Consider the following 13,069-nt stretch of genomic DNA (forward strand, 5'->3'; position numbering starts at 1 on the left):
AAGGCAGGCCTGAGTCTTTATATCTCGGGTAGGTAGTAGCCATCACCATTATGCTTCCCCCACAATCTTGCGCAACAAGCCTTCGGTCTGCTGTTCGAGCTTCAGGATGTCAGCACGAATTTGATCCAGGGTTCGCAGCGGGGTTGGCTTGTAGAAGTAGCGGGCAAACGAAACCTCGTAGCCGATCTGGGTCTTGTCCATTGCAATCCAGGCATCCAGCGCGTGCGGCAGCACCTCTCGCGCAAAAAATGCGCCGATGCCACCCGGTTCCTTGAGTGGCACCTGCTCGGTATCGCGCAGGTCTGTATCGGACTCGTATTCGACAACTTCGCGGTACTTGTCTCCTCCCACCAGATAACGGCCATCGTTATTCGCCACAAAGACATCCGTAGCTTTTAGCTTTGTGCGCTTTGCAATAACGGGAGGCGCGGTTTCGTCTCGCCAGCTCACTGCCTTGTAGATTGCTTTCTTCTCGGGTGGGCCCAGCTTCTTGCTGTGCGCCTTCATCACGGCTTCAAAGCGGGTGCGGAACTCGTTGTGATCATGAAATACGACCTGCCCGATTTCGTTTTGCGCCAGCAGAGCATTCTCGATTAGCCCCTTGTCGCGCAGCCAGGTAGCCGGGTCGAGCAATTTCTTACGGCGCTTTGCCGGTACAGTCTTCTTGGCAACTTTGCTTTCGCCTTCATCATCTTCGCTTTCGTCGTCTTCTTCGTTTTCGTCTTCCCCTTTCAACCACGCTTCGATGGCTGGCTTGAGCTTGCTGAACTCGGTGTAGAGCAAGTCCCCATGCAAGGCGTAGATGTCGGCACGCAGAGCCTCATCACCCGATATAAACCGCAAGGACTCGATGCTGTCTGGCCGGAGTTGGCTCTTGAGGCGGAGCGGTCGCTCAACCGTGATCTTCCAGTAACCGAAGTCCGTATTGTCAAACCACTTACAATCTGGGGTGTCTTGTGGCTTGCCGAGATACAAGTCTAGGATGCCCTGGATGTCGTTATTGGAGACCTCGCAGTTCTTCTTGCCAAGATTGCGGCGAAGCGGTTGGGACCACTTGCTAGCGTCAATCAACTGCACGCGGCCTTTACGATGCTCGGCTTTCTTGTTGGCTAGCATCCAGATGTAGGTTGCAATACCGGTGTTGTAGAAAATGTTGAGGGGGAGCGCGATGATGGCTTCAAGCCAATCGTTTTCTAGTATCCAGCGACGAATATTGCTTTCGCCCTGACCCGCGTCGCCTGTGAACAGCGCAGAACCATTGTGGACAAGGGCTATACGGCTGCCCAAGGGCGTGTTGTGCTTCATTTTTTGCAGCTTGTTCACCAAAAACATGAGCTGCCCGTCGCTTGAACGAGTTATAAGCTTAAACTCAGCATCTCCGCTGTGATTGACGATAAAGCGCGGGTCGTTGAGTCCCTTTTTGCCCCCCATCCTTTCTAGGTCCGTCTTCCAACTCTTACCGTACGGTGGGTTGGAGATCATGAAGTCGAACTCGCGACTGCGGAACTGGTCGGCGGATAGGGTGGATTTGTCTGCGCCACCGACAATGTTCTCGGCCTCTGCACCCTCACCTTTTAGAAGCAAGTCGGCCTTGCAGATTGCGTAGGTTTCATCGCTGATTTCCTGACCGAACAAATGGATAGACACTTCCTTGCCGTGTTGCTCTGCCAGCTCCTGCAAGGCTTCTTCGGCCACGGTTAACATCCCGCCTGTTCCACAGCTGCCATCGTATAGTGAGTAGGTGCTGGATTCGATACGATTGGCCACTGGCAGGAACAGCAGTTTGGCCATGAGCTGCACAACATCGCGTGGCGTGTAGTGCTCTCCTGCCTCAAGGTTGTTGTCTTCGTTGAAGCGGCGGATCAGCTCCTCGAATACCGTACCCATACCGTGGTTGTCCAACGCCGTTAGTTTGATTCGCCCATCAGCATCTTTGACAGGTAGTGGGGAAAGGTTGATCCCGGAATCGAGGAAGTCCTCGATCATATAGCCGAGCACGTGAGAGTCCACGAGCTTCTGGATCTGATTGCGGAAGTTCAACTTGTCGAGGATCTCCTGCACGTTTGGCGAGAACCCGTCTAAGTAGTCGATGAAGTCATCGCGAAGCCGCTGCCCTGCTGCGCTAGCTTTTAGATTTGCCAGTGTGAACTCGGATACGTTGTAGAAAGCCTGTCCGGCTGTCATGCGCAGCGCACCGTCTTGCTCGGCAATTTTGTGGGCGTCGAGGAACTTTTTGCGTTCAAGAACCGCTTCCTTGGTGGACGCCAGCACGGCATCTAGTCGCCGCAGTACCGTGAAAGGGAGGATGACATCGCGGTATTTGCCGCGCACATACACATCGCGTAGGCGGTCATCGGCGATGTTCCAGATGAAGTCGGAAATCCACTTGATTTGACTTTGGTCTTGAATTTTAGCGGGACTCATTGGTGGCCTTAATGCGTGACTAAAAGCTCAGTCGGCGACTGTGCGCTTTCCGAGGTCTATAAAATTTGTTGATGTGGTGTGCCTGGGGGTGAACGAGCCCAATTTTTTACGCTCGATAGGGGCTGGTATACTCCGTCGCAGTCAGGAAACTAATTGGCCCCAGTGGCCCCTCTGAGGGGAAGTCTGACCATTTTCTGGATAGACGTATACCCGTACCAATCAATCGGAACGGAGCACCGCAATACCTACGTATTGTCGATAGATTGAGCGATCTGGCAAGCGCTTAGGTCTGGTATCTGATTGACCATAATTTTCAATTACGCGAAGCCCGGTGACTCGACAAAATGCCCCCGAGGCGGAAATCGCAGCTCAAAATTGCTTCGTATCAGCTTAAGCTCGTGGGCATCGGCGACCGACTGTTCCCAGCCGGGCAGATAGCTATGGCCAAAGGCTAATGCCCGATGCTTCAGACGTTTATACAGGGGCAAGTCACCCAGGTACGCAGCGAGCAGCAACGCTTCGCGGATGATGTCTTTTTGGGTCGGACCGGAACGATACAACGCAAGGTCCGCCGCTTGCGCATAATGATCCTTGGCTGTTTCCAGCTTTCCGGCCAGCACATGCCAGCGCCCTTCTAACCATTCCAGGTAGTAAGCGCTCACATCCTCGTCTTCGACTATATACAGACGCTGCCTGAACGCATCCAGGCCTCGCCGAGTAGTGGCCATTGCATCTGGAGGTTTGCGGGTTGTGCGTTTCAATTCTTCTTGCAGCAGCAGTCCACTCTCAACGACCGTGCGTTTGTGCTCCGCCGCTTTGATGTTCATGGTCGACAAGATCCACCCGATGTCATCGTTGGGAATATTACCCAGTACCTCTCGCAGCATGAGGCTACGTAGGTCGACATATACGCTCGCCTCCTCAGCCAAATAGCCCAGCATCCTGGCGGTAATCAGCCATTCACCGGCCGCCTTGATGAGATGAGGCCGATGCGGGTAATGCTGAAGCAGTGCGTGGGTGATCAGCGTCAGGCTATTGAGTGAAGGTAATTGTGCTCCGCAGCGCCAGCGTTGTAGGTCCTGACGACCATTTTTATTTACGCCAGTTGAGTCCGGGTACAGACGCTGGCCGAGCTGATTAGGCTCGATGCCCAACTCGCTTTCAAGCCAGCCATACACCACGTCGAGCGGGTTTTTTCCCGTATCCAGCAAGGACACGATGGAGGGGCTGGGGAGGGCCTTGTGCATTTGCAGAAGAAACGATGCTGCGTAAGGTGCATAAAGGTAGGTGATCAGAGCGGGCATGCTTTGCGCCCGAGTCAGCGCGTCCAGTTGTAGGCTCTTGACCAAGTGAACATACTGCACATGAAATGCGTCCACCACCGCCACCATGAAGTCAGAAAACTCTTTGTTGGCCCTCTGGGTCAGAGGATCGCCGACGAACTCTCGGCAAAGTTGGGGGATGACCTGCCAGTCAAAATCCCCTTCCCTAGCCAGTCGGTCAACATGACGGTTGCCGGACTTCGTATCCAATGCCTTGGCGAGTAGCCGGTAACATTCGCCGAGTCGTGGATAAGGTGGTTGCGGGGAGCATGAGCGGGTCATGAGTAAAATCCAGGCAGCGGGAAAAGGAGAGGTTCGCGTCCTTGCGATAAACAGCCCGTGACGGGGTCAGGCCTTGGAGCCTTGCCCACGGTTGCTGCCAGATTTTGCGCCGGGTACCTTGCTCGGCCAATTTCCGCCGGGGAATGGGTTCGATCCTGTTTTGCCCGTGCTGCCTTTACTGCCGCCAGTAGTCGATTTGCCGACTGTACCTTTAGCCATGTTACGGATCGTTTCGCATGAGCTGGTTTGCATAATTTATCTCTCAAGAGGTAGCGATGTTGCTACGGCCATCAATGTAGAAAAATACAACCCGCAACACCCGCTCGCGACTGGTCAAATTTTTTAGTGGCGCAACTGTTTTGCGCCCTCGATGACAATATCGTGCCTCCTTGCTCAGACTGAAACAGTCCTTAATCTGTCCACGAGAGTCCAAGATGCGCCTTTCTTGGTAGAGCAACAGGACCAGCTCGCCAGTTTTCTCAGGCCGATGCCCATTCGCCAAGCGAGCTGATGGTTGACGTGGATCCGCTGTAGTGGGCAACCCAAACGTGGAAAAACTCAGACTGTCGATTTTTTATAAACGGCGATGCTCCCCGCCTTACGCACAAACACCAGTCCGTAATGATCCAGATTGGCCCGTACGTATTTTCCCAAGCGGTGACGGGTCTTGCGTTCAAGGGGAGCCCAGGTCACCTCCCCAATCAGGTCGCGGATCTTGCTCTCTTTCCCTACTGGCATTGCTGCAACGCTTTGCTTCAGCTTTTCCGACGCTTTGTCCCAAACGCTATTCTGCAAATTATCCATTCTACAGCCCTCTAAAAGTTGTAACTTAGGTGTTTGGTTCAGGAGGCGGTTTTGAACTCAGCCTCGAATAGTGATTTCGATGCATTCGATGGAGACGCCGAAGGTCGACGCTAAGCCTGCTTTCGCTTCAGCTAAGGTCAGTCCCCTGATCGCGTTCTGTGGCTCTTGGCCGCCGCAAGTGTCGGCGGTATTCACGGGGTCGTCTTGGGCTAATGCCGCCAGGATCTCATTAGGAACCTCATACCCGAGCGCTTTGTTCAAAGCCAGCCACGTGCTATCAGCACGAGGCCGCGCGAACTCGCCGCAGTCTGGTTCCTCGTATCGGCGAGGCATCACGACGTGAATATTGGCTGCTCGGGCTAGCGCAGAGCGACTCAGACCGAGAAACTCTCGGCGCGCTTTCAGCGCGGCGGGGAATTCAGAGGATGATGGATAAGGCAGCATGGCAACTCCGGGCAGGTGACGACAGAAGCGAATTTACGCCTTTGAGTGCAACCTGTAAACTAAAAGTTGCCAGTGTTTTGATGTTTTGTCTTTGCTGGTTCTACTTGTGCTTGCTGGGGTTAGCTAGCCTTTTGGCGTCGCACCTGCCGGAGACCACACCTGCCCACGCAGCGACGACGGCTAACGAACTGCATTCAAGTGATCGTTCTCCAATCTTAGTAGGCCCATAGAAAACCACTGATTTGCGACTGCTTACGTCTCAATTGAAAGATTTCGGCATCAATGGCGACCTCTTTTTCCAGAGCCTCTGCTGCCATGTCGGATTGAAAGGAGGTAAGGACAGGGATCTCCAAGCCTTTAAGGGCCTTGCCCTGGATCGTCGGAGAGCTGGTACTTACAACTAGACGACTAAGCTGAGCCTGTCCTACGGGTGAACGCAAATACATCATGAGGGCTTGGGGGTTGTAACTTTGGCCGCGAGCGCGAAGCACGGCAATGGATTGCCCGCACACCCACCCCCCCTCGCCTACGGGCGGGGCATTAGAAACGCATCCGACCTTCCCGACCGCACCTTTAATACAGATAACAACATCGTTATCTCGCAGGAAATACACCTGGGCGTTAGGGCCTTCCAAGTCGTGTTTGGATGGTTTACAAGCGCTTTGCACCAGTCCGTAGTCTGGAATGTCGGATGCTTGCAGCTCTTGAACAGGCACCCCAGACAGTCCTGAATGGTGTTGGCGGGGGCGGATCAGTTCGAAATGCTCGTCGATGGCTACGTGGGGCACGCCCCTGTCTCGGTCTCTCGCTGCACGGCTCTCCAGATGTCGTCCTGGCTCTAAATTCAGATCTGCGAAGCTCAGCAAATCGGCAGCACTGACCAGTGTGCTGAAACGTCCTGGCAGCCGATCCCGCAACAAGCTAAGCACCTGATGAGGCTTGGATTCACCGCGTTGGGTCGTTCCCAACAGCTCCGGGACAACTTTAAGGAACAGGACGTTTTCAGATGATGTGGCTGTGTTCATCACCAAGATGGAAGCAGATCCTTTTAGGCCACGTACGTCATCTTTTGGCAGGCTCACCACCGCTTCTAGCCATAGATTTTCCAAGATATGTTGACGAAAACCTCGCTCGGCTCCTGGGCTGAAGAGCAAGCTGTCCGGCACCACCAGCACGACCTTACCGCTGGTATGGGTCAACATATGGAACGCCGCCGCCAGTGAACCTACCGCTGAGGGGTGGCTATATCGACTAAGTACATCTGGGTCGTGCCTCACTGTCGTGTAGTTATTCTTAAAGTCGATGGCGGCGACCGCTGCGCCGAACTGAGTAAATCCTTTCGATTTGAGCGCGCTTGAACTGATGACGGGGTCGATCGGATGTAGGGGTAGTTCATGGATGCCGGCGTTTATAAGACCTAGCTGAACCAGTTGGGGATTCGTCGATGCTACCCATATATCCACATTACTCTTGAGCAACCGGGAGGCGAGTTGTCCTGACATTTCAAAGGGAACATAAACGGTCCTCGGTTTTTCCAAAAGTGCTATGACTGTGACGATATGGGCCACGTAGGGGGCAAGCGTGATCGGTTGAGATGGCAGGTTTGCCTCGTATACGAAGTCAGACCCTGACACCCATCCCCACTCAGTCGGCTGCCCCGGCTGTTCAAGCCTCAGCACTGCTTCAACAACCAACATTAATTCTTCCTCACCTCCAGCGAAGCTTTCGTCCATCCTCCATAAGGTACGGATATCGTTGAAGGCGTGAAGAACGTGGGTGGGTTCGTCCATCACCTCCAGTAGCCGCAGCGCCACCGGTAACTGTTGGTCACGGGAGGCACGCAGCCAGGCGGTTACCGTTAACGTGAGCAAGGTTCTATCGTAGGCCGGCATCGTGGGTAGTGCCGCCGCTATGTGCTTTAGAAAAGTGTGGTATTGGTTCATGGTCTACGGCTCGAAAATCTCAATCTCAAAAAAAGTATTGCATACTTTTTATTTTCCCGCTAGATTTGGTGCTTGAGCGGGCTCTCGTGATTCGGCTCCTGTGGTGGCTTCGCTACATATAAAATATTTTTATACCTTTGGTCTGAAATAAGGAATAACTTGCCGGTTTATTATATGAACCCAAAATTTTAAGGCGTTTGTAACTGGCTGAAATTACCGGGATAATTTTGTCACGTTATATAATGGTTTGACAAAGTTTACAGTATTTTATGGTTTTTTATATATTAAGGTCGATTTGACTTTCTCCTACGGCGAATAACACTTTCCCGTGCATCGTAGGAGCACACCGCATAATCCGAGATATCGATAGTTCTAACTTCGCAAGGGATGTTTCCCGCCGAACTCGGCGTGGCCGACGGGCACTTGTATTTAAATCAAGCAAATGCCGAGGGGGAGATTTGCGCGTTGAAAGCGCGCTTGAACGTGATATTGGACTGTTGCTCGATATTGACCCACGTGTCATCGAACTTGCGGCGCAGCCCTTCACGCTCGAATTGCAAAGCAACGAGATATTGCCTACCCGTCAGCATTACAAGCCAAGGCCAGGCATCAAGGCGCGCTTCTACACGCCTGACTTTTTGTGCACGCTGGATGACGGGAGCCTGGTGGCTATCGATGCCAAGCATTCCAACTTCATTGCAAAGTTTGAAGCCAAGCGAAAGGATGTCGAGGATTGCCTGCGCCAGCACGGTATTGACTTCATGGTCATCCCCGAGACTGTGCTTTCACCAACCATAATGGAGGCGGTAGGCAACCTTCATTTGCTGCGCGCGGGCTACCTTGAGCCGATCCGTTCATCTGCTGAAGCAGAAATACTTACGTTGCTCGGCTCTAACTCCAACTGGTTGACCGATGATCTATCTTCGCGCCTTTCTTCCGGCCGTGTCGGCTTGCTCGCGGGGCTTCTTGCTGGATTGCTGGCGGCCGATTTGTCGATGCCGCTTTTCTCCTCCTCCAGCGAAGTGCGCGCGGCTCAGGGTGATTTGTCGCACCTTCAATTTCTGAGGGTACGCGTATGAGCCGTGTTCTGGCTGTAGATAGCGTCTTTATAGAACGCGACCTAGTGCTTCGTGTTGCCTCCATCCGTCCCGAGATTTCTCAAATCGTTTTGCAGGGAGTACGGGGTGAAGAGTTCGTTTTGACCAATGACGAGTTCCAGGAGCGGGTAGCGCAGGGGCAGTATCGGCAAGTTAACGGACCCACTGCGTCAGCGATGCAGCCGATGCCGGTGCGCAATCTGACGCAGACCGAGCGCGGTGCGCTCGACCAACGTCTAGAGCTACTCGAATGCGTTGAGGAGGCCCAGGTTAGCGGTTGTTCGTGGAAGCAAACGACTGAACGTCTCCAAGCGCTTTGCGCTGAGCGTCATCTGCCGCTGCCATCAACCCGGACGATTCAGCGCTGGCTAAGGTCGTCTGGCATCGCGGGATCGACGGATCAATTGGCCCCCCGTTTTAGCGCTCGGGGAAACAAACGTCAGCTACGCACCATAGACGATCTGGACTTTGATGAAACCTTGACGGATGAAATCATCCGGCGCTATTTCAGCACTGACAAGTTCAACGTCAGTCAGATCACAAAACTGGTCAATCAGCAATGCCGGGATCGGGCTGCTCAGCGCAATACGGTATTTCGCGGTATTTCGCGTCGTAGTGTGTGTCGCCGTATTCGCGCTCTGGAGCAAACTCTGATCGGTTGTGGCCGAGTATCGAAAGCTACTCGCGACCAGGAGATGCGAGCGGCGGTACGAAAGCTCCATGTCGAACGCCCCTATGAGCGTGTAGAGGTCGACGCCACCCCACTTGATATTTTTTGCTGTAACGAAAAACGCGAAGTGATAGGCAGGGCGACCTGTTACGCGGGGATTGATGCAGCCACAAGTGCTCCGGTGATGGTGCGGATTTGTATCGAAAAGCCATCACAGGATTTTGTGCTTTCGGCTCTTGAGTTTTGTTTCTCACCCAAGGGCGATGAGTTCAGCCAGCGATATCAGCTTACCCATCCATGGTTGGCTCCAGCGGCGATTGAAACCATAGTGATTGATAACGCACAGGAACATCATGGCGGACTGGTGCTTAATGCGTTGCGCTATCTGAACACTACCATTGATTACCCCATGGCAGGAAAACCTCAGGCCAGGCCGTACATCGAGCGATTCTTCGGCACGTTGAAAACGGGATTGATCAACACCCTGCAAGGATCGACTAAGTCCCAGTCTACGCTCGAACGTGACCCCATTGGGCGCGCTATGAAGGAGCGTTTGTACACGGTTCCAGAGCTTGAGGCCTTGGTCATTCGCTGGATAGCGGACGTGTACATGCGCACTCCTGTTCAACGATTGGAGCATCGCTTCGAGCCCGGTTGCTCGCCTGCTCGGGCAATGGAGTTGTTGAAACAGCGGCATGTAATCGTACCGCCACCGGGCCCTTATGAATTCAGGAATGCTTGCTTGCGCTATCACTCTCGGGAGATGACGTTGGGTCGAGAGGGCGTCGGTCTCGATACCATGACCTACAACAGCGCCGAGCTGGCCAAACTTTATGCCCGCAAGGGGCAGAAAACAAAGGTCAAGGTGCGGTTCAACCCGCTCGATTGCCGGGCGGTTTTTGTCGTAGATCCCGCCGACTCCGGGGTGTTGATCGAAGCATTTAACCGTAATTCAGCGATGCCTCTGATCAGTTTTGAAGAGGCACGCAAGATTCGCAGTACGCATCGGAAATCGGATGCTCAGCTTTCGGGTGAGGATTACCAGATTGCTCACGTGAAAATGCTCCGCGAAAGTGGCGACAGAGCCGTTGGTGGCAGCATGAAAGACCGAAACCGTGCCGCCCGAGCTGAGGCGCGTGAACTCAAGCGGTTGGAAGTCCAGCGTCAAGAGGCCCCTTGGCAACCCACCGAGCCAGCGCATGAAACCCCGTCGTCGGTAGGAACACTATCGGCCGCACCGCGCCGCCAAAAACCAGGACAAGGGGAAGCCGAATGATTTCGCTCATGAAATACGAATTGATTGAGCATGCGACGTTCAAGCAGGGTTTGAATCGATTGGAATCCACGGTCAAGCGCGGTCTGAGCGGCGAACCCTTGATCTTGCCTATCTTCGGCCCAACGCGCGTTGGCAAGTCCGAATTGATCAAGACGGTATTGGCGGATAACCCGCCAACGATGATCGACGGGATTCGGCATATCCCAATACTGCGGGTAGTCGCGCCCGTTAACCCGACCCGCAGGTCTTTGCCTATCGCGGTGCTAGAGGGTCTTAAGTCGCCGCGTTATAACCGCTCTAGCTCGGAAGAGCTGACACGGATGGCGTGCGAATTGCTCAAGATCACTCGCACCAAAATCCTCGTTCTGGATGAGATGCAGCATTTCGCCGAGCGTGGTTCCCAGACCGCAACGCGCGAAGCGGCGGATTGGCTAAAAGTGCTAGCCGAAGAAATGAACCTGACCCTTATCCTCACCGGATCGCCGCTGGCGAATGAGGTGCTGCTGCGCAATGAACAGCTTCGCGACCGCTCTGAAGCCGTGTTCGATTTCAGGCCGTATAACTGGAACCATGAGGGTGAGCAGCTGGAGTTTCGACGCGCGCTCCTGTCGCTGACCGAGGCCTTTACCGATGCCGGCTGGACTACACCGGATGCCTCGGATCTTGACTATGGCCGAAGGGTCTATGGTGCTTGTCTCGGACGCATTGGCATGTTGATGAAGTTGTTTCGAGCGGCTGAGCATTTGGCCAAAGGTCACCTGATTACCGAGAAAACGATGGCCCGCGCGTATGCCGAGGCGGTGAACACACGCTTTCTCGAATTCAATCCTTTTGAAGGCCAGCCCCCTGTAGAAAGCCTGTTGGGCCAGGGGTATGCGAGAATGTTGACCGAAGCGCGTATGCCCATCCCCAAAGCTGCACAAAAAAGGGGGCAAGCATGAACTTGATCGTTCATCTCACGCCCTATCTCGACGAGTCACTACACGGTTTTCTACGGCGTGTCAGCGAACGCAACCTGGCGCCGGGGGTAAAGGCATTCCTGAGTAGCTTCGGGATGAAGCTCCGGCCAACCTTCAGTGACACAGAGCTGACCCGGCTTGCGGGTATTTTGGGGGTTGATGCGGAGGACCTGGCCGTTCGTCAATGGTCTCCAGACAATCGCAACCCAATGCTTCGCCTGAAACACCAGAGCGTTGAGCGTGACAAAGTCTGCCCCTGCTGTATTGAGGAGCAGTCCTATCGGCGCATCGGCTGGGCGCACGTCTTGGTGACGGCATGTCCACGCCACGGAATCCTGCTCCTGACCAAATGCGCGGCCTGTGGTGACGACATCGACGCCGATGGTCAGCTTGATCACTGCGCGTGTGGGCACCCCTACGCTCAAGGTCCGACCCGATCTGCCAGTGATCAGGAACTGGGGTTGTCTGCGCTCCTGCTTGGCGTTGAGCACGTGGGTCGGCACTCGCTACCTCCAACCTGGAGCACTGGTGTGCCGGCCGGTGATACCGTTGACCTCCTTTGTCTGCTCGGTCAGCAATTTACTCACGAGAGCCGTGTAGCCCCTTTGCCCAAGCCTTCACGAGGTCGAGCGTCGGGAGATGACGTTATCGTATGGGGCCAAACCGGTTTTGATTTGCTGCTGCAATGGCCAAGCCGCTTTGATCAGGCATTAAGTGCTCGCTTGGCGAGCACCGAAGGGCCCGGGTTGGCCAAGCGACTCGGCGGATGGTACCGGGCGCTGCATCAACGCTACGTCGATCCTGCGCATGATTGGCTTAGGGAGGCGTTGGTCCAACATTTGTCCCGTAATTTTGATGGGCACCTCAATCTCAGGATCAGCACTATTGATCCTCAACATCTGAAGGAAAAGTGCTGGTTGACGTCCGAAGAGGCAGGGCGTCTGATCGGCATCGGCGCGCAACTGGTCCGCAGCGCCGTGATGACCGGCGAGATCCGGGGCAAGCTATCGGTCAAGGGTATGAATCGATTCGTCTCGATTCACCGGGACGTGGCCGAAGAGGTGCGCCAGGACCGCCTTCGGTTTGTGACGACCACCGAAGTTCGCCGCCGCTTGGGGGTCAGCAAAGTGGTTTTTGAGCGGCTAATGCAATCGGGGGCGTTGGACAAAAAAACCAAGTCGCAACGGCCACCTCTAGTTTCTGCTGAGTTCCTGGCGAAGGATGTCGACACCCTGATCTCACGGCTTAGTGAAGGTGTTCAGCCGCGCGCTCTCGATAAATCTTTGTGGGCTGGGCTTCAGGACATTTCGATCAAACGCGGTATCCCTGATGCGAGCATCTGCGTGGTGATGCAGAAGATTCTGCTTCAGGATATCCGACCCGTCGCCGTCCTGCCTGGGGTGAGCGGTATCGGCGGGCTTCGTTTCGATCTCACTGAAATAAAGGCATGTCTTGAAGAAAAACAGCCGGAGCACGTCTTGAGTATTACCGAGCTGTCTCGGTTGCAGGGGTGGAAGCACGAGTCGATCAAGTCGTGGATTGATGCGGGCTTTCTCCAAGCGCGCATTGAGCAGATCCAAGGCCAATCACGTGTGGTGATTCCGCTGGCCGCGCTACTGGGCTTCATGTCCGAATTCGCAGTGCTAGCAGACCTCGCGCGTCGCACCGATACCAAATCTATATGGTTGCTCAGAGGCTTGATGCCTGCGGGCATCAGTCCCGTGCTGGCACCCGTGGGATCTAAAGGCGTTAAGCGCGGACTTCTTCTTCGCATTGACGATCTGGTCACTGCATCCCAGCTCAATAAACGCGGCCAACCGCAGGGCCAACAGGCCTCTGGGTAACATG

Annotated in this window: 9 protein-coding genes; 4 read left to right on the forward strand and 5 right to left on the reverse strand. The window is 54.4% G+C overall.

From position 1 onward, the window contains the following. Positions 1-48: 48 nt before the first annotated feature. The 5 genes from ACWKWE_RS23305 to ACWKWE_RS23325 all read right to left on the reverse strand — a co-directional run bounded on the left by ACWKWE_RS23305 (position 49) and on the right by ACWKWE_RS23325 (position 7,219). Complete coding sequence (locus ACWKWE_RS23305; RefSeq protein WP_483851824.1) at positions 49-2,424, reverse strand: type I restriction-modification system subunit M; 2,376 nt, start codon at positions 2,422-2,424, stop codon at positions 49-51. 317 nt (positions 2,425-2,741) lie between these two features. Beyond that, positions 2,742-4,028, reverse strand: coding sequence for a hypothetical protein (locus ACWKWE_RS23310; RefSeq protein WP_483851825.1), 1,287 nt, complete (start codon positions 4,026-4,028; stop codon positions 2,742-2,744). A 558-nt stretch (positions 4,029-4,586) separates the two neighbouring features. Then, positions 4,587-4,832, reverse strand: a complete 246-nt coding sequence (locus ACWKWE_RS23315) for a hypothetical protein (protein ID WP_483851826.1) — start codon at positions 4,830-4,832, stop codon at positions 4,587-4,589. Positions 4,833-4,889: 57 nt separating this feature from the next. Next, positions 4,890-5,276, reverse strand: coding sequence for a hypothetical protein (locus tag ACWKWE_RS23320; RefSeq protein WP_483851827.1), 387 nt, complete (start codon positions 5,274-5,276; stop codon positions 4,890-4,892). Between the two features lie 215 nt (positions 5,277-5,491). After that, positions 5,492-7,219 carry an N-6 DNA methylase gene (locus ACWKWE_RS23325; RefSeq protein WP_483851828.1) on the reverse strand — a complete coding sequence of 576 codons (1,728 nt, stop codon included), beginning with the start codon at positions 7,217-7,219 and terminating at the stop codon, positions 5,492-5,494. 458 nt (positions 7,220-7,677) lie between these two features. Between ACWKWE_RS23325 and ACWKWE_RS23330 the strand changes: the two genes are divergently transcribed. Genes ACWKWE_RS23330 through ACWKWE_RS23345 form a run of 4 tightly spaced genes read left to right on the forward strand, consistent with a single transcriptional unit; the run spans position 7,678 to position 13,065 of the window. Then, entirely contained in the window at positions 7,678-8,298 is a 621-nt protein-coding gene (locus tag ACWKWE_RS23330) for a TnsA endonuclease N-terminal domain-containing protein (protein ID WP_483851829.1), read from the forward strand. Next, the gene (locus ACWKWE_RS23335) at positions 8,295-10,262 is read left to right on the forward strand and encodes a Mu transposase C-terminal domain-containing protein (protein WP_483851830.1); all 1,968 of its coding nucleotides are present in this window, start codon (positions 8,295-8,297) and stop codon (positions 10,260-10,262) included. Before ACWKWE_RS23330 ends, ACWKWE_RS23335 begins: the two co-directional genes overlap by 4 nt. Before the next feature lie 8 nt (positions 10,263-10,270). Then, positions 10,271-11,203 carry a TniB family NTP-binding protein gene (locus ACWKWE_RS23340; protein ID WP_483851831.1) on the forward strand — a complete coding sequence of 311 codons (933 nt, stop codon included), beginning with the start codon at positions 10,271-10,273 and terminating at the stop codon, positions 11,201-11,203. Next, positions 11,200-13,065, forward strand: a complete 1,866-nt coding sequence (locus ACWKWE_RS23345) for a TniQ family protein (protein WP_483851832.1) — start codon at positions 11,200-11,202, stop codon at positions 13,063-13,065. The genes ACWKWE_RS23340 and ACWKWE_RS23345 overlap by 4 nt, the downstream gene beginning before the upstream one ends. The last annotated feature ends 4 nt before the right edge of the window (positions 13,066-13,069 follow it).

This window comes from Pseudomonas salicis (genome assembly GCF_057128705.1).